We start from the raw sequence: 19,052 nt of genomic DNA on the forward strand, positions 1-19,052 counted from the left end.
TTATGAAAAAGAATTTATTCATCACAACGATTGCAGCCCTGCTCTTTTTTACCTCCTGTAAAAAAGAATTGTCTGATAATTTCACCAGTTACAGCGGTGATCCAAGAAATGACACCGTATGGGTAGCTTCTACGCCTGCTACTGCGCCGATACATCAACTGGCGAACCAGTTTTTACCTGATCTGATTATTGATACATTCGATTGCACATTGGGCGATACCATTACACTCAAAGATTATATTTCTATACGCATACCTGCCGCATCCTTTACAGAAAATTCAGGAGCACCCGTAACAGGTAAAGTAAGAATGGAATTTTTCAGACTGAAAAAGAAAGGAGATTTTATCAAGTTTTTCAAACCTACAACCTCATCCGGCTATCTGGTAGAAAGTGGTGGAGGTTTCTTTATTCGTGTTATTAAAAACGGACAGGAACTAAAACTAGCACCTAACGCATCTATTACCGTTCGGTTTGCGGATACAGAAGAACCCAAAAACAATATGCAGGTATTCCATGCCAGAGAAACCATTCCTTTTATTTCAACTGGCATCGATACTTTACATACCTGGACCCGGCATGCAGATACCAGCTGGATCAAGACCTGGCAAGGACAAGATTCATTGGGTAATGCTTTAAAAGGTTATGAACTCACTACTACACAGTTACGATGGACAGCTGCCAATCGGTATATAGATAGTACTTTACCACATACCAATATTTTTGCTTATCTGCCACAGAATTTCACCAATAAAAATACAGTGATTTACGCTGTGTTTGAAAACCAGAAGATCGTAGTAAACCTCATAGCAGATTTCAGATCGAGATCTTTTACTACCATGCGTATTCCAAGAGGTGCCAAAATCAGGATATTGAGTTTCTCCAGGCTGGGAAATGATTTATACCTAGGTACAAAGTTCGTAAATGATGTAGGAACCAATAACGTCTACAAAATTGAACCTGTTAAGAAAAGTCTTTCTGATATACTTGCTTACATTAATGGCCTATAGTAAGGAGCTATTAGCTAATAGCAGTTAGCCCTTAGCCAATTTTCTTATGTAAGTAGCTTTTCACTTTTATTGAAAAAAGCTAAAAGCAAGTAGCTAATGGCTAACAGCTTCAATATGACAAGGGTGTGGGATTTTGTATAGGGATCGCCAAGTGCGATCCTTATTTTTTGAAATCAAATAAAGTAGCCGTAAAAACTGCCCTTTCTCTTTTCTTCAACATTGCATCCCAGTTACCTTTATAGCGGAGAATTTTCGGAACAGTCAATCCTTCAAACTTACCCATTTCAACTTCCATCTGTACATTGAAATCGTAAACAAACGCTTTATAGCTGAGCGAGTAATTACGACCCATCACTTCCAATGTACGCTGATCAAACCATGTGGTCATTTGGTCTACCACTACCCTGTCGCTTTTCTCACCCAATGATTCTTTCGGTGTGATAGAAAATACATAACAGAGTTGTCCTTTATATTCTTCCAGATCGAGGCGATAGTCGTAGAGTTTATGCGCATCATCATCGTATAAATCCAGCTTGTTACCGATAAAAGGAATACCCGGTATTTTTTTACCCGGATTAAAAAACAACATCTTCAGTTGTTCCTTATGTTTTTCCATTCCTTTTTTATTGCTGGTACTTCTGGCATGTCCTTTCACGATATTATCTTCCCCACAAATCTTACCATTGGTAAAAAACAAACCAGCGTATAATTCAGGCGTCGTGTAATTGAATTCTCTTTTGCTATTATAAAAATCTCCGGTCACTTTTTCTTCCAGCACATCCATGGTTCTGCAACCGGCTTCTCTGTTTTGTCTTGTTTTGCTGTATAATGAAGCCTGCACCGCTCCTTTTTTATCCAGCATTTTGATATCGTTATAAGAAGTAAAACCCAATATGCGAAGGTTTCGGAAAGCCTTATAGAAAGTAGTGTCTTCTTTTATCTGTGTCAGCAATCTTTTGTAGTCGAAATTATTACGCACGACTACTTCCGATAAGGTAAAAGCCTGGTTATCTACCAATACAGCTGTATCCTGTGCCTGTACAGACGTTGATAAGATAATAAAAAACAGGAAGACTGTACGCATCATTTAATAAAAATCATTTTATAATCGACCCTTGCTTTGCCTTTGCTGATATCATTCAGTTTTCCCTGTAACATTTTTTTTCGCAGAGGCTTGAGGTAATCGATAAACAATTTACCTTCTATATGGTCATACTCATGTAGAATTACACGTGCGGTAATACCCTTGAATATTTCTGTTTTTGGTTGAAATTGCTCATCCATATATTCCAGCTCTACTTCTGCAGCACGAAAAACATCTTCCCGGATATTGGGGATACTCAGGCAACCCTCATTATAGGACCACTCTTCTCCCATTAGTGATTTGATCCGTGCATTGATAAATACACGTTTAATACCCGGTTCATCGGGATATTTCCCCTTATCTTCCGCTTCCTGATGCTCAAAAATCTGCATGCTGTCTACCACAAATAGCCGAATGTCCTTGTTAATCTGCGGCGCAGCAAGTCCTACTCCATTACTGGCATACATGGTTTCCCACATATCTTCAATCAGTTTTGTTAGGCCGGGATAATCGGCTGTGATCTCAGCTCCCTTCTTCCTGAGCACCTGCGCCCCATAAGCTACAATAGGTAGTATCATTGACTGTTCTGTTATATAATAAACTACAAAAATACCCCGAATTCGGGCAATACCCAAATAAGCAGATTTTTAGATGGCAGAGTGCAGATCTCAGATGTATGATGGAGGATGTCGGATTTTGCTAAGGGGGCTAATAGCAAATGGCATATAGTTTATAGCGTATAGTATAATACAAGGCTATACGCTATAAACTATATGCTATCAGAAATCATACATCTGACATCTGACATTTGCTATCTATTCCCTAGGTATTCCTGCAACATGATGGTAGCGGCAATCTGATCGATATTACCTTTATTCTGGCGGTCTTTTTTCTTCATACCCATATCAATCATAGCACGGGAAGCCATTTTTGAGGTATAGCGTTCGTCAACGGTGATCAGTGGTATGGCTGGAAATTCTCTTTTCAGTTGCTGAATGGCTTTTTTGACCAGAGGGGTGGCGTGGGTGGGTTTATCATCAAGGCCAAGCGGTTCACCAATCAGTATCAGTTCTACTTCTTCGGTTTGTATGTATTGCTTAAGAAATGTAATCAGGTCTTTGGAAGGAATGGTGGTTAATGCACTGGCAATAATCTGTAAAGGATCCGTAACCGCAATACCGGTTCTTTTACCACCATAATCTATACAAAGTATTCTTGCCATAAGGAAGTTGGAAAGTCCGGAAGTCAGAAAGACCGGAAGACTTTGATGCGAAAATAAGAAAAGCGAAGCAGATGGCAGATGTAGGATGGCGGATCGCTGATGTAGGATGTAGGATATCAGATGGCAGATCGCAGATTTATGACGGCTAATGGCTAATGGCTAATGGCTAATGGCTAATGGCTAATGGCTAATGGCTAATGGCTAATGGCTAATGGCAGAAACTGACGGGAGCTTCTGCATATTGTATCAATCCCTTCTTTTTTTGACTTTTAATTTTTGAATTTTGAATGAATATACTCACTACTGACTACTCATTACTCACCATTCACCATTCACGACTCACAACTCAAATCCACAAAGCCACGATCACCAATGCACCAAAAACCACGCTTGCAATACCATTGGCAGTCATGAAAGCGATATTTACTTTACTCAGATCATCTGGTTTTACAAGTGAATGCTGGTATACCAGCATGCCGGCAAATACGAGAAAACCGATCCAGTATAACCAATGGAAAGATCCGTACCAACCCGCCGTCAGAATACATAATGCACTTAGCAGGTGTAAGAGTTTGGAAACAGCCAATGCGTTTTTCTTTCCCAAAACAGAGGGAATGGAATATAATTTTTGCGACTGATCGAATGCAATATCCTGCATGGCATAAATGATATCAAAACCACTTACCCAGAAAATTACGGCCACTGAAAACAGAATGGGCAGCATAGCAAATTCGCCTGTTACGGCCAGATAGGCACCAATGGGCGCCAGTGATAAACCCAAACCCAATACCAGGTGACAAAAAATGGTAAATCGTTTGGTATAACTGTAAAAAAGAATCACAAATAAAGCTACCGGCGATAAGTAAAAGCAAATGGGATTGATAAACCAGGTAGCAAGCACAAAAAGCAGGCAATTCACGATCACAAAACGCAACGCACTATCGGGCGAAATAATGCCACTGGGAATTTCCCGAATGGCCGTGCGAGGGTTACTGGCATCAAACTGCCGATCGAGATAACGGTTAAAAGCCATAGCTGCACTTCTGGCCGTAACCATACAAACCAATACCAATACAAAGCTGATCACGTAAGGATGCACACGGCCACTCAGTTGTTCCTGCAACCAGCCGGCAGACATGGTTGTGGCTTTTTTAAAACCCAATACCAGACCGATCATGGCAAAAGGCAACGCAAACACCGTATGAGAAAACTTAACCAGACTCAGGTAATTTTTTACAACAGCCATAACAAATCTCAATATTGAATAACAAACAATGAAATAATGAAAAATAAGGAACCAGGCCTACAAGCCCCGAGGTTCAAGTTACAAGTTAACCCCTCGCCCCAAAAATCAAATCCGACATCAGCCATCCTACATCAGACATCTGACATCCGACATCTGCGATCAACCATTCCGCACAATCTCCCATAAAACAATCCCCGCTGCCACAGAAACATTCAATGAATGCTTCATACCAAACTGGGGTATTTCTATACATCCATCACAAAGTTTGAGTACTTCAGCATCTACTCCTTCCACTTCATTACCTAAAACAATAGCCAGCGGATAATGGTTCTTTGCACTGAACTCACCAAGTAAAATACTGCCTTCAGCCTGTTCGAGGGCAAATACCTGGTACCCTTTTTCCTTGAGTTTCAGCACAGCTTCAGCGGTAGAAGAAAAATGTATCCAGTCGATGGTTTCGGTAGCGCCCAAAGCTGTTTTATGGATATCCCGATGCGGTGGTTGAGGTGTATATCCGCATAAGCAGATACCTTCTACCAGAAAAGCATCCGCCGAACGAAATACACTACCCACATTGTGCATACTGCGGATATTATCGAGTACCACAATAACCCTGTTTTTTTCCGCTTCCTTAAATGCCGCTACCGATTTACGGCCCAGTTCATCCATGCTCAGTTTTCGCATCCCGCAAAGGTAAACTCAACCGCTTAAATAAAGCATATGGTTGGTGTAGTGAGATTGTTTAATTTGTAAGCTTATTCAGCTTATGGCTTATAGGTTATGGCGAATAGCATGTATATCCATCCAACTATATGCTATATGCTATTTTCCATAAGCCATAAACATAAACCCAAACCAACCAAAATGAGAAAAACAAACCGTTATGCCTGGTTATTGGCACTGAGTATGCCAATGGCGGCCATGGCTCAGGAGAAAGTAGACCTGGAAATGATGAAGAAAATCCGTGAAGAAGGATTGCAGCGTTCACAGGTAATGGATATTGCTTTTAACCTGACAGACAAAAGCGGCAACCGCCTTACCAATTCTGCCGGATATGCACGTGCTGCCAATTATGCAAAAGAAGCACTCACCAGTTGGGGCGTATCAAATGCCACATTGGATCCCTGGGGTGAATTTGGTAAAGGATGGGATCTGGAGAAAGCTTATGTGGCCATTACCGCACCATATTACAAACCCATTCTGGCATGGCCCAAAACATGGACAGCCGGAACCAAAGGTTTAAAAAATGCCGAGATCATGGTAGTAGAAGCAAAAGATACCTTAGCGATTCAGGCTTATAGTGGTAAATTAAAAAACAAGATACTGATCATTGATCAGCTGAATGAATATAAACACAGCTTCAAAGCAGATGCTGTACGTTATACCGATGAGCAACTGGCCAGAATGGCAGCAGTTACCCCTGCTCCACCCAATCCGGCCGGACCCGGTGCCGGACCTGCTATTCGTGGCTCATTGAATGTAGCAGCACGAGCGCTCAACTTATTAAAAGCTATGGCTCAGAAAGAAGGGGCCATCGGTATGTTTACCTCTGCTACACGTAACCACGATGGTACCATTTTTGCACAGGGTGGTGGAGCCTATAAAGGCAGTGATCCTGAAAACTTTTTGGATATGGCATTGGGTATCGAAGATTACAATACCATTTTACGCCTGGCAAAATCAGGTACGCCTGTAAAAATGGATGTAGATGTAAAAACAAAATTCCAGGATAAAGACTTACAGGGATACAATGTAATTGCTGAAATCCCAGGCACAGATCCTTTGTTGAAAGATGAAATTGTAATGATTGGTGCTCACCTCGATTCATGGCAAACAGGTACCGGTGCTACCGATAATGCATCTGGTTCTGCCGTTATGATGGAAGCAATGCGTATCCTGAAAACACTCGGTATACAGCCCAGAAGAACCATCCGTATTGGTTTGTGGAGCGGCGAAGAGCAAGGCTTACTGGGATCAAGAGGTTATGTAAAGAAAACCTTTGCAGACCCTGCCAACATGCAGCCATTACCAGCTCACGAAAAATTCTCTGCCTATTATAATATCGATAATGGTACCGGAAAAATCCGCGGTATTTATTTACAGGGCAATACGGAATGCAAAGATATTTTCAGTGCATGGTTAGCTCCATTCAATGATCTGGGCGCCACCACGGTTACCATCAGTAATACAGGTGGTACCGATCACCAGGCTTTTGATGGAGTAGGCTTACCGGGCTTCCAGTTTATTCAGGACCCTATTGAATACGATACCCGTACTCACCATAGTAATATGGATGTGTACGATCACCTGATTGCAGACGATCTTAAACAAATCGCCACAATCGTAGCAGCCTTCACCTACAACACAGCACAACGTGATGCCAAGCTGCCAAGAAAGCCCATGCCAAAACCGAGGAATTAATTTGGAAATTTGGAAATGTGCTAATTTGGAAATCACAAATTGATTAATTGCCTTTTTGCTCTGCAAAAAGGCAATTTTCATTTCCAAATCTCCAAATTATCTCATTTCCAAATTATATATTTGCTGCTATGGCAAAATCGGCAGCAGATACTCCTTTAATGCAACAACACCGGGCTATTAAGCAGAAATATCCGGATGCGGTTTTGCTGTTTCGCGTGGGTGATTTTTATGAGACTTTTGGTGAAGATGCTATCATTGCTTCACGTGTACTCGGGATTACATTAACCAAGAGAAATAATGGAGCGGCATCTTCGAGTGAACTGGCAGGTTTTCCGCACCATGCACTCGATACTTATCTGCATAAACTGGTAAAAGCTGGTCACCGGGTAGCTATCTGCGATCAGCTCGAAGATCCCAAAACAGTAAAAGGCATTGTAAAAAGAGGTGTTACTGAAATGGTAACACCGGGCGTAGCCACCAACGATAAATTACTGGAACAGGGTAATAATAATTTTCTTGCTGCCATACATTTTACCGACACAGATACCGGTATCGCCTTCCTCGACATATCAACAGGTGAATTTTTTATAGCAGAAGGCAATACAGAATACATCGACAACCTTTTACAGGCACTCAAACCTGCGGAAGTTATTTTCCAGCGTAATTACCAGAAAGCATTCAAAGAAACACATGGTAACCGCTTCTACACCTATACCATGGAGAGCTGGATTTTTGATGCAGCTTTTACCACAGAAACCTTACTCAAACATTTCCAGACACATACCCTGAAAGGTTTTGGAGTTGAACAGCTCTCAAAAGCACTGGTAGCTGCGGGTGCCATTTTATATTACTTAAAAGAAACAGAGCATCCGAATATTCAACATATCAGCTCCATCCAGAGAATTGAAAAAGATGATTTTTTATGGATGGATCGTTTCACCATCCGTAACCTCGAAATATTGAGTACAGGAACCGAAAATGGCAACTCACTGCTGAAAGTAATAGACCATACAGTGAGTCCGATGGGTGCCCGCTTATTAAGAAGATGGTTGATCTTTCCGTTGAAAGATCCTGTAAAAATCAGGGAAAGGCTCAATACAGTTGAATACTTTGTATTGCATACTGATACTCGCAAACAACTAATCACCGCTATTGAAAGCTGTGGTGATATTGAGCGGCTGGTGAGTAAGGTTCCCAATAAAAAAATCAATCCCAGAGAGGTATTACAATTAGCCAAAGGATTAGAGCAGGTAGCGCAAATAAAAGCGTACTGTCTTACTGCAACTGATCCTTTATTGATGAAAGCTGCAGCGATACTAAATCCCTGTGAGGCACTTATAGAAAGAATTACAGCTTCCCTCACAGAGAATCCGCCGGTAGCGGCTAATAAAGGAGAAGTATTCAAAGCAGGCATACATACCGAACTGGATGAACTTCGCAGCATTGCTTCGGGCGGAAAAGAATTCCTGATCAATATTCAGCAACGGGAAGCGGAACGTACCGGTATCTCCTCGCTGAAAATAAGTTTCAACAATGTATTTGGTTATTACCTGGAAGTAACCAATTCACATAAAAATAAAGTTCCGGCAGACTGGATACGCAAACAAACACTGGCGAATGCAGAACGATATATTACGCCGGAACTAAAGGAATACGAAGAGAAAATTGTTGGTGCAGAAGATAAAATACTGGCAATTGAACTCGCTTTGTACGATCAGTTATTACAGGATCTGCAACCCTATATTAGCTCCATTCAGCAAAATGCACAGGTACTGGCACAGTTAGACTGTTTACTTTCTTTTGCAGAAACGGCCATACTGTATCAATATAAAAAACCAGAATTGCATGAGGGGCATATACTAGATCTGAAAGAAAGCAGGCACCCGGTGATTGAAAGAAACCTGCCACCGGGAGAACACTATATTACCAATGATATTTTGCTGGATCCTTCAGCACAACAAGTGATCATTCTTACAGGCCCCAATATGAGTGGTAAGAGTGCCATTCTTCGTCAAACAGCCTTAATTACACTCTTAACACATATCGGAAGCTTTGTACCTGCAGCAGTGGCCAAAGTACCTTTAACCGATAAAATTTTCACGCGTGTGGGTGCCAGCGATAACCTGAGCGGCGGTGAATCAACCTTTATGGTAGAGATGAATGAAACTGCGAGTATCATCAATAATATTTCAGAAAGAAGCCTGGTATTACTCGATGAAATCGGCAGAGGTACTTCTACCTATGATGGCATATCCATTGCCTGGAGCATTGTTGAATTCCTGCATGGATCAGCACATGCACCCAAAACGCTGTTTGCAACACACTATCATGAACTGAACGAACTGGAAGAAAAATTACCAAGGGTTAAAAACTTCCATGTTACCAATAAGGAAGTAGGAAATAAAATTATTTTCCTGCGTAAACTCGCTCCCGGTGGCAGTACCCATAGCTTTGGTATTCATGTGGCTAAAATGGCCGGCATGCCGCCTGCGTTAATTCAGCGGGCGAATGAAATACTCGCACAACTGGAAGAGAAACATGTAGATGAGGGAAGTCCGGAAGTCAGAAAGTCAGAAAGTCAGAAAGAGAGAATGCAGGAAGCCGTTAAAAATATCAGTGGCCCAAAAATGCAGCTTTCCATTTTTGATGCGCACTCCGAAACCTTCAATGATATCCGCAAAGCCCTCAACGAAATTGATATTAACAGGCTCACACCGGTAGAGGCTTTGATGAAGCTGAATGAGATTAAGGAAAAGCTGAAGTAGTCAATGGTCAATGGTCAATGGTCAATGGTCAATGGTCAATGGTCAATGGTCAATGGTCAATGGTCAATAAACGAAACTTGACCCCGACGATCAATATTGTGCAAACACAATATTTTTTTCATTCACCATTCACTCCCTACCACTCACTACTGACTACTCACTACTCACCCTTCTTCATTCACCATTCACCATTCTCCCCCTACAAATACCCCGTCCACCATTTCTGCCTGTTATTCATTTTGTAGGTATCATATCGCTTACACAATGGATAGAGACCGGCTACCACAGCTATCCAGATAAGGTAAACGATGGGTAATGAAAAACCGAAATCATTGGGTCTGAAAGCAAAATTCCCTGCAGCAATATCACTTACAGGTCTGCCCGTTGCGAAGAATAAAACGATGCAGAGTACATGAATGGTAAAGAAATGCAGGAGATAATAAAACATGGGCACACGTCCATATACACTCACAATATTTGTCCAGCTGCCTTTTACTTTTTCCAGCCATATCAGTAATAACAAAGCAGGGCCTAAAGTCATACACAGGTATAGTAAGGAAGGAGGATACTTGGTAACATTGAAAAAAGACAGGATGGTCATCACATTGTCTTTTTGCGTTGACCAGGGTACCAGGTCTCCATAAACATTGATCCAGCGAAGTATAAAGAAAGCTGCGATGGCTGTTAATCCCCAGCCCAGTAATAATCGTTTGCGTTTGGCAGCATCAAATTCTTTCACATACCAGGCACCCATACAATAACCCAGCAGCATTACACCCGGCCAGGGTATAAGGGGATAAAGAATAGCAAAAAACCTGCCATCCGCATAACTGGTAAAAAGTTGCTGGTGAAAGAATGCATGCCAGAAAGGAATTTCATTCATGTTATTGTAATTGAAGCCATCGAGCATATTATGCCCTACCACCATTACTATACCGATGATAAAGAGTACCCGTAAAGGCAGGTAAATGAGAAAAGACAAGAGCACCATTGATAAACCAATGACCCAGATTACCTGCAAACCAATAAAGCGATACAATGGATCGAATACAATCAGGAAATTGACCACTACGATTTCCAGTACCATTAAAAACAATCCACGTTTCAACAAAAATGATGATAGTTCTTTTTTGGTTTTCTTTTGCCCCGATAAAAAAGCAGAAGTACCTGAAAGAAACACAAAAATGGGTGCACAATAATGGGTGATCCAGCGGGTAAAGAATAATGCAGGTGTAGTACTGTTCAGGTTGGTTGGATCTTCTACCATCGCAGCAATATGAAAGAAGTCACGTACATGGTCAAGTGCCATGATGATCATTACCAGTCCACGAAGGATATCAATGGAAGATATTCTCCATTTTTCAGCAGTCAGGTTGTTGGTCATTGTTAGGGTTTGAGGAAAAGATACGAATTAAAAATTTACTTACCCTTTCCTCACCGGATTGAAATCCGGTGCAGGGAATCTAAACTTAGTAGTCAAAACAACCCGATTATAAATAACAAAGCCCCACATTTATGTGAGGCTTTGCGGACCGGACGGAACTCAATTATTGATTAAATATGATTATAAATCAATTTGTTATATAATATTATTAATATTTGTTGAAACTATGTTGAATCTTTGAGGCTAAACAAATTAAAAATCATCTGAATTAATGTTTATTACTGACAATGAATCTAAATTCTTACTTTTCATTTAAAATGTGAAAATAAGATAATATGGTTGAGAATTTATTCAAAGCATGTGTACAAGCAATAGAAAAAAAAATTTTAATTGAAAGGGCAAATTCAGCTGATAAAGAATTTCATTTTCAAAATTGGATACGAGACCGCATTAAAGATACCGGAGTAAATTTTGATGCTCCTGGACGAAATTCATTTCCTGATTTCCTATTTGTCGATACCCCTATTGGATTTGAAGTTAAAGGTCTTGCTTACCCAGGGCGTGACAAAACTTACGATGGCAATAGTCAAGTCCCTAAAGGGTTACATAACGGCAGAGAGATATTCTACATTTTTGGAAGATATCCAAAACAACCCGATGGGAATAAATATCCCGTACTAGATTTAATAATATCTCAAGGAAGTTTCCTAAATGCTGATTCAACGTATACTCATCAAAATAAAAACGCTAAGGGGTTTGGTAGTTATGGCGATATTATGATTCGTGACAGAAAAATGTATGTTATTCCTACTCCATTTAGTCTAGCTGATGGTTTAGCTCATAATTATACTTTGATACTGGATGCAAAAAAGTCTTTAGGTGATGAATTTATATGCGTAGGCGAACTAGCTAGGAAAGAGGCTGACAATTTACTTACATCTTATTCATTTAACTTAAAAACAAATGAAATCTTGGTCGCTACAGAACCAAATGTCAATGCAGGCAAAGAACATTTTTTTAAAGCATGGCGATTAAAACACCAAGGCGGCGATGCTGTAAGTATGAGGGCTTTAACTGCGATTATTGAAGAATTAGAAAATCTACCTGAAGAGAATGAGTAAAACAATTATTGAAGATGATAGTTTCCCGTTTGAAGTAATTTCAAAAATTGCTGAGAAGGAGAGTTGGCGTAAGGATATTAATCGACCAATTTACCACTTGCACAAGTGGTGGGCTAAGAGATTGGGATCAGTATTCAGAGCTATATTGTTAGGCTGTGTTCTTGATAAAGAAGAAAACTTGATGGATAAGTTTTATTCTTCTAATCAATACAAGGATCAAGTAGTGGCTGATTTGTTTATGGGGAGTGGTACAACAATTGGTGAAGCTGCCAAATTAGGTATGACTTCTTTCGGCTGCGATATTAATCCTGTAGCAGTTGAATCTGTTCGAGTAGCTTTAACACCATTTAATGAAGAAAGACTTGAAGTTGAGTTTAAAAAACTTGCAGCTAAAGTAAGCGCTTACTTACTTCAATTTTATAAATCCAAAGATTCAAAAGATATAATATGCGATGTCTTGTATTACTTCTGGGTTATGCAGTCTATTTGTAAAAAATGTAATACACGAAATGATTTATTTACCGATTATATATTATCTAAAGACGCATATCCGCAGCGTAAGCCGAAAATAAATGTTATATGCCCTAAATGCAATGAAATATTTATTGAAAATTATGAAAAAAAAGATACTATATGCCCATCTTGCAAATATGAGTTTGTATTTAGAAAAGGTAATTCAAAGGGTTCAACTTTTATATGCTCTATGTGTAATTCTGAGCAAAAAATACTTGAAAACATAAAAGGTGAAATTCCAGCTTTTAGGCTATTTGCAAAACTTATAATTGATTCGGATGGCAATAAGCAATATTTAAAATGCAATGATTATGATTTGCAAATGTATGATCAGGCTGTAGAAGAACTAACTGACTTGTTAGAAAGTAATCAAATTAAAATACCAGATTTAAATCTTGAAAAAGGATATAATACGACACAAGCCATTAAATATGGATTCAAGAATTGGTCAGATTTTTTTAACCCTCGGCAATTATTGTTATTAGGTAAATTACAAAAAGAGATTTCCACTATTGACGATGAGATTATAAGAGATATTTTCTCAATGATTTTTTCTAGTATTCTGGAATTTAATAATCGATTTGCATCTTATAAAGGTGAAGGAACAGGCGCTGTAAGACATATGTTTTCAAATCATGTTTTGAAACCAGAAAAGCGTCCCATCGAGGCTAATCTCTGGGGTACAACGAGAAGCTCAGGTTCATTTTCTGGTATTTTTAGAAATCGGCTAAAGCGAATTATCAATTATAAAAATAATCCCAAGGAAGTTCATTTAACAAGCAATCATAATGCCAAATATTCATTAAATAATATTTTAGTAAGGAATTGGGATACGGAAGAAATTAGATTTGATGGAGCTGTTTATCTACGATCAGGAGACTCATCATCCTTGCCTCTAGAAAATGGATCTGTTGATTTTGTAATTACCGATCCTCCCTTTTTTGATAATGTACAATATTCTGAATTGGCAGATTTTTTTTATAGCTGGCTTCGTTTGTACCCACATGGATTCATATTGAACGACAGAGAAACTACCAGAAATAAATTAGAAGTTCAAGATACCGATTCGGTCACATTTTCAAAAAAATTAGAAAATGTATTTAAGGAAGGAAATAGGATTTTAAAACCCGATGGTTTATTGGTTTTTACTTATCATCATTCGCGAAATGAAGGCTGGATTTCGATTGCTCATTCAATAGAAAAAGCTGGATTTTACGTTATTAATACTCATCCAATAAAAGCCGAAATGTCCGTAGCAGCTCCAAAACAGCAGGCTAAGGAACCAATACAACTAGATATAATAATTGTTTGTGGAAAAATTTTAGATAATGAGAATCGCAGCTTTTCTATCAGCGATGCCGAAAAAAAAGCTGAATTAAAAGCGAAACGAATGGAATCGCAGGGATTCACCTTAACGGAAAATGATAAAAAGGTAATTCTTCAAGGAGAGCTTCTTAAGACAGACTATTTCCTTAAGTCGGAAACTCCTTGGGTTTGATATCCAACATAAAATTTGTTAATTAGAGTTAAAACTAAATTACTATGAATTTGCTTGATGGTGAGAAAATTACAATTGATAATGAAATTCCATTTGGTCAGACCACTCTTGTGGATGAAGAAATCAATGAAAAATATATCCGAGGAGAAGTTAGAATAGTAACCGAACAAGGACGATATCCATTGACAGCTATAAAGGGTATGTTAGATGGCGATGATTACTTATTAAACCCAGAATTTCAAAGGCGTCATAGATGGAGTTATGAGCAAAAATCACGTCTTATCGAATCTTTTATTATGAATGTTCCCATTCCACCAATTTTTTTATATGAAGACAAATACTCTCATTACGAAGTAATGGACGGGCTGCAAAGGCTAACTGCCATTTATGAATTTTATCAAAATAAATATCCACTTACAGGCTTGGAGTTATGGTCAGAATTAAATGGGAAATTTTATAATACCTTACCATATCAGGTTCAGAAAGGGATAGATCGGAGATATCTTTCTGCAATCATAATACTAAAGGAAACTGCAAAAGATGAATTCGAAGCATTAAGATTGAAACAATTAGTGTTTGAGAGAATAAATAGTGGAGGAGTAAAGTTGGCGCCTCAAGAGTCAAGAAATGCTATCTATAATGGCTATTTCAATGAAATGTGTATCAAGCTATCTCGAAATAAATATTTATGTCAGATGTGGAATATACCTATTCCTGATAAGGATGAACTTGAGAAAGGAATATTAAACGAGGAACTCATAGCTAATGATTTCTTTCGAGAAATGGAGGATGTCGAATTCGTTTTACGTTTTTTTGCCAATAGACAGCGAAATGAATTATTTAATAGAGCTAATGCAAAAAACCTTCGCGACTACTTAGATTTTTATTTAAATAAAGCAAATAAATTTCCAAAAGAAACTATTCATGAACTTGCTAGCATTTTTGATTCTACTGTAGAATTCATATATGAGTTATTGGGTGAAAAGGCATTTTATATTTATCGGGAACGGAATGGTAATTGGTCATGGTACAACCGTGCAACGCTCGTTGTATATGATCCATTAATGTTGGTAGCTTCTGAATTTTATAGGCAAAAGGATTCTATTTTAAATCATAAAAGTGTTGTTGACGAGATTTTTGCTGAGTTTTATAAAAAGAACTACGAAACATTTGGTGGAAGGAATGTAAACCCAGGAGTGATAAATACACGAATAGAACTTTTCAGAGAATTATTTAAAAGCTTAGCCAAAAAATAATGGATGCGATAAAAAATAAATTCCACCAGGACTTAGCTAATCTTAGAAAGCTTATTGAATTTTACGATATTGAAAATAGATTGTTATCTGACTGGAATTTAACTCAAAAAATACCTGAAGTTGAATACTTAGCAGAACTCGTTAATAAATTTACTGACTTTAATTTAGAAAAACGTGTTTTTAATTATAACAGTGTTATAATCTCATTATACGGTTTTTTTGAAAAATTTATAGAAGATTGCCTTATTGCTTATGTATTAGCATTAAATGAGTTGGTCGAAAATTATAACTCTTTACCTGAATTAGTTAGAACATCCCATTATAGACTTTCTTTAGCCATCTTGAATAAAATGGATCAAGATAGGTATCGCGGAGGATATACTAAAGAATCAGTAATAAAAAACCTATATGAATGTATCACGCTTCATGAGTCATATCAATTAAATAGTGAAGCGTTTTCTCAGCATAGCGCAAATTTCCGACAACAAGTTATTGATCAATCTTTCACTTATATCGGATTAGAAAAAATAAGTGCTGTATTGCTTAAGGATTCAATCTTTTATAATTACTTGTTACATAAATTACAAAAGACAGATGTTAGTGAAATTAGCTTCGATGAAGCATACTTTGAATTGAATGACTTAGCAGAAAGGCGTAATGAGGTTGCTCATGGTGTACCTAGTTCTATACTTAGTAGTCCAATTCTATTGGACTATATCGTCTATTTTGAGTATTATGCAGTAGCTATGGTTGTGACATTGCAGAAAAATTTAGACATAATTCATTTAGAAGAATATGGAAAAAGATTAGGCGAAATAACTGATGTTTTTAAAAATGGGACTGTAGTATGTTTTACGACGAATAATGTAGAAATAAAAGTCGGTGATATTTTAGTTGGCAAAAATGAGCATGGAATTGTTAAGGGATTTATTAAAAGCATTCAAATTGACGATGAATTCGTAACATCAATTGCTGGAGGTGATTCTGAAATTGGAGTAGAGCTTGACGCAAAATTTAAGAAGACACATCAACTTTTTTTAATTTCAAGCAATTAAAGACATTTCGAATATTGTAGTATTCTACTTTTATAGATGGTGTATGTTTTTTATTCCTTTATGTTGAAAAAGTAATTCTAAGATTTATTTCAGTTTATTTGATTTCTTTATTTTCCTTTTTAACAACCAGCTATTTTAATTTATAAGAACATTTTATTTTAGATAAAATATTCTTATGCGAAATACTACCAAACTGAAAATTATCCTAGAAGATTACAATGTCGACTTTTCAATGAATGGGGGTGAGTATATTACATTAACGCTTTATGATAAGGAGACCGGTGATCTTGAAGAATTCGAAAATAAAAGCTACACAAGCTTAATTACTTCAGCCTATTCCTTTGCAAGGAGAATGAAGAAGAATAACGTTGTATATGAGGACTAACTTTTAATCTCATTTTGAGAAAAATATTCATTCAGCTTTCGAGGAATTTCTTCCTGTATAAACTGATTAGCAAGAGTACCCTCAATCAATTTCCAATCTATCCGCTTTTTGTGTAAACCTTTACTTTTTAATAGGGGACGATTATTTCTAAAAATAATTTTTTTGTTCCTTGCCTGAACCTCAAAAAATTCGAACAGGGCAGTTTCATGCACTTTCCGAACCCTCAATTTTATTAGGCCAGAGATGTATTTAACCTGGATCATGAAGCTGGTAGCAATAATCATATTATTACTAAAATTTTTAGCATAAAAATAGGGTAAAAATCTCCCCCATTTTTTAAAATCTGATTTGATGCTCTTTTTGGGTTCAAATAAGAAAAGATGAAACAAGCACTCCTATTAGTACCTGAAGAGCTATTAAACTCTATAAATGAGAAACAGGACAAAATTCTGAAGCTCCTGGAGAATTCAAGTTCTCATCCAGTTACCGACTATATAACTGAAAAAGAAGCTATGGAAATTTTTAAAAGAAAATCAACCTGGTTCTGGCAAATGAGAAAAAACAAGGCTCTTCCATTCAGCAAGATTGGCAAAGCCATTTATTACTCAATTACAGATATTAAAAATCTCCTCGAAAAATCAAAACAAAAAAATTCATTGACAACTAAAATTTAGTCTCATGCCTAAAGAAGCTATTAACCTAGATCTTTTACTTAACAGAATACTTAATGGAGAAATTAGAATGGATAAACCCTTATTAATTCTTCAAGATGACAATCACCTTACCTTTCCAATTTTTCAAGATTCAGGCTTGAATATTTTACTAGGAAATGAAGGTCATGGTAAAACCAAGTTTTTGACTCGGTTCATTTATCAATTCCTTGATATGATGGAAGAAGAAGATCTCCGTTTTAAGAACTTTAGAATACTATACATAGATACAGAAAGACCAGAATCACAATATGCTAATTCAATCAACCACATTTTTGAAAAAGCTAATTTTCCTCCGAATGAGATATTTAAAAGATTAGAGTTTATTTCAACAATAGATCTTACAAGCGCTGAAATGAAAAAAGCACTCCAGGATCATCTCGAAAAAAATAAAGACATTAAGTATGTCATTATCATTGATCATATTTTGCCTTTTGTCAATGATATGAATAGTATCAATGAGGCCTCAGATATAGATATTTTTTTAAAAAAACTTATTTCGGCTGGTCATTTAATCATAGTTAGCACACATAAACCTAGTAGCGGTTATTTAAAAGGGTTAGGGCATATTGGAAGTACTTTACAAAGATTAGCGTCTTTCATTCTAGAAATATCCAACAACACTGAAGGGGACGGCTTCCAAGTAAAGCAAATAAAATCTCGTGTATCTGCAAGAACAAATAACATCCTTCACTTGACAAAAGATGAATTCGGAAATATTGACTCTTCTAGAAGTTACACAATAAAAGAGAGTGAAAGAAAAGATGAGAGAGAGCAAAAACAAGAACTAGCAAAAGAAATCCTCAAGGAGTTTATAAATAAGGAGTTTGCAACCAAGAAACAGTTGTTTGAAATAATTCAGATAAAGGCTAGTATATCAAAAAAATCTTCTAATGTTTATAAATTTTATGACGACTTTTTAAAAGACTATATCTCATTTGAAAACAATGAATATTCACTAACTGATCTAGGCAAGAAAATAATCGATAATGAGTAACAGAAATAAATTATTTACCTGCATCGTCTTTTTTCCAGATGAACTAGCTAGGAGGCCAAGAAAATACCGAAACATAAATAACATATCAAGATTTGAAAGGTTCGCAGAAAAAGAGGAAGCACTTTACTTTAATGTATATTCGAAAAAGACTAATGAATTTATTCAAAGAGTTTATACAAATAAGAAAGCCGGACAAGCCGGCTAGGAAGCTATTTCCTTTTTCTTTTCAATACAAATATCACGGTTAAATAAGAGTATACCTAGAAGTAAGTTTTCATTCTGATATTGAAATTTTCAATGAAAGAATTAACCGCTTTTCTTTTGACCTTCAAAAGAAACCCTCTTTTTTCACTTTCAATTCTACTATGTAGAATTGAAAGTGAAAAAA

Annotated in this window: 15 protein-coding genes; 9 read left to right on the forward strand and 6 right to left on the reverse strand. The window is 37.3% G+C overall.

Annotation, left to right across the window (positions count from 1 at the left end; genetic code table 11):
• Positions 1–2: 2 nt before the first annotated feature.
• On the forward strand, positions 3–1,007 hold the full coding sequence (locus BC659_RS02235) for a hypothetical protein (protein ID WP_133472953.1): 1,005 nt from the start codon (positions 3–5) through the stop codon (positions 1,005–1,007).
• Positions 1,008–1,167: 160 nt separating this feature from the next.
• Here BC659_RS02235 and BC659_RS02240 read toward each other — a convergent pair whose 3' ends face one another.
• From BC659_RS02240 to BC659_RS02260, 5 genes are all read right to left on the reverse strand, one after another.
• Positions 1,168–2,094, reverse strand: a complete 927-nt coding sequence (locus BC659_RS02240; protein ID WP_133472954.1) for a hypothetical protein — start codon at positions 2,092–2,094, stop codon at positions 1,168–1,170.
• Complete coding sequence (gene def / locus BC659_RS02245) at positions 2,091–2,669, reverse strand: peptide deformylase (RefSeq protein ID WP_133472955.1); 579 nt, start codon at positions 2,667–2,669, stop codon at positions 2,091–2,093. Before def ends, BC659_RS02240 begins: the two co-directional genes overlap by 4 nt.
• Before the next feature lie 233 nt (positions 2,670–2,902).
• Positions 2,903–3,313 carry a Holliday junction resolvase RuvX gene (gene ruvX, locus BC659_RS02250; RefSeq protein ID WP_133472956.1) on the reverse strand — a complete coding sequence of 137 codons (411 nt, stop codon included), beginning with the start codon at positions 3,311–3,313 and terminating at the stop codon, positions 2,903–2,905.
• Between the two features lie 346 nt (positions 3,314–3,659).
• Positions 3,660–4,559 carry a UbiA-like polyprenyltransferase gene (locus tag BC659_RS02255; protein WP_133472957.1) on the reverse strand — a complete coding sequence of 300 codons (900 nt, stop codon included), beginning with the start codon at positions 4,557–4,559 and terminating at the stop codon, positions 3,660–3,662.
• A gap of 159 nt (positions 4,560–4,718) precedes the next feature.
• Positions 4,719–5,243, reverse strand: a complete 525-nt coding sequence (locus tag BC659_RS02260; protein WP_246027067.1) for an RNA methyltransferase — start codon at positions 5,241–5,243, stop codon at positions 4,719–4,721.
• A gap of 180 nt (positions 5,244–5,423) precedes the next feature.
• Here BC659_RS02260 and BC659_RS02265 point away from each other — a divergent pair, with 180 nt between their 5' ends.
• Both BC659_RS02265 and mutS read left to right on the forward strand, forming a co-directional pair.
• Positions 5,424–6,980, forward strand: a complete 1,557-nt coding sequence (locus BC659_RS02265; protein WP_133472958.1) for a M28 family metallopeptidase — start codon at positions 5,424–5,426, stop codon at positions 6,978–6,980.
• A gap of 128 nt (positions 6,981–7,108) precedes the next feature.
• Entirely contained in the window at positions 7,109–9,745 is a 2,637-nt protein-coding gene (gene mutS, locus BC659_RS02270; protein ID WP_133472959.1) for a DNA mismatch repair protein MutS, read from the forward strand.
• Positions 9,746–9,944: 199 nt separating this feature from the next.
• Here the strand turns inward: mutS and BC659_RS02280 are convergent, their stop codons facing one another.
• Positions 9,945–11,129 (reverse strand): acetyltransferase domain-containing protein, encoded by a 1,185-nt coding sequence (locus BC659_RS02280; protein WP_133472961.1) that lies wholly within the window; start codon positions 11,127–11,129, stop codon positions 9,945–9,947.
• Positions 11,130–11,464: 335 nt separating this feature from the next.
• Between BC659_RS02280 and BC659_RS02285 the strand changes: the two genes are divergently transcribed.
• The 6 genes from BC659_RS02285 (at position 11,465) to BC659_RS02310 (ending at position 18,664) form a co-directional block, all read left to right on the forward strand.
• Positions 11,465–12,250 carry a hypothetical protein gene (locus BC659_RS02285; RefSeq protein ID WP_211340687.1) on the forward strand — a complete coding sequence of 262 codons (786 nt, stop codon included), beginning with the start codon at positions 11,465–11,467 and terminating at the stop codon, positions 12,248–12,250.
• Positions 12,243–14,261, forward strand: a complete 2,019-nt coding sequence (locus tag BC659_RS02290; RefSeq protein WP_133472962.1) for a DNA methyltransferase — start codon at positions 12,243–12,245, stop codon at positions 14,259–14,261. The genes BC659_RS02285 and BC659_RS02290 overlap by 8 nt, the downstream gene beginning before the upstream one ends.
• 44 nt (positions 14,262–14,305) lie before the next feature.
• Positions 14,306–15,517: a DUF262 domain-containing protein gene (locus BC659_RS02295; RefSeq protein WP_133472963.1), complete on the forward strand. Its 1,212-nt coding sequence runs from the start codon at positions 14,306–14,308 to the stop codon at positions 15,515–15,517.
• Positions 15,517–16,572: an MAE_28990/MAE_18760 family HEPN-like nuclease gene (locus BC659_RS02300; RefSeq protein WP_133472964.1), complete on the forward strand. Its 1,056-nt coding sequence runs from the start codon at positions 15,517–15,519 to the stop codon at positions 16,570–16,572. The genes BC659_RS02295 and BC659_RS02300 overlap by 1 nt, the downstream gene beginning before the upstream one ends.
• Positions 16,573–17,337: 765 nt before the next feature.
• Positions 17,338–17,631, forward strand: coding sequence for a helix-turn-helix domain-containing protein (locus BC659_RS02305; protein ID WP_133472965.1), 294 nt, complete (start codon positions 17,338–17,340; stop codon positions 17,629–17,631).
• A gap of 4 nt (positions 17,632–17,635) precedes the next feature.
• A complete protein-coding gene (locus BC659_RS02310; protein ID WP_133472966.1) occupies positions 17,636–18,664 on the forward strand; it encodes a hypothetical protein in 1,029 nt (342 codons plus the stop codon).
• Positions 18,665–19,052: the final 388 nt, after the last annotated feature.

Origin of the sequence: Sediminibacterium goheungense (assembly GCF_004361915.1) — a bacterium.
GTDB lineage: Bacteria > Bacteroidota > Bacteroidia > Chitinophagales > Chitinophagaceae > Sediminibacterium > Sediminibacterium goheungense.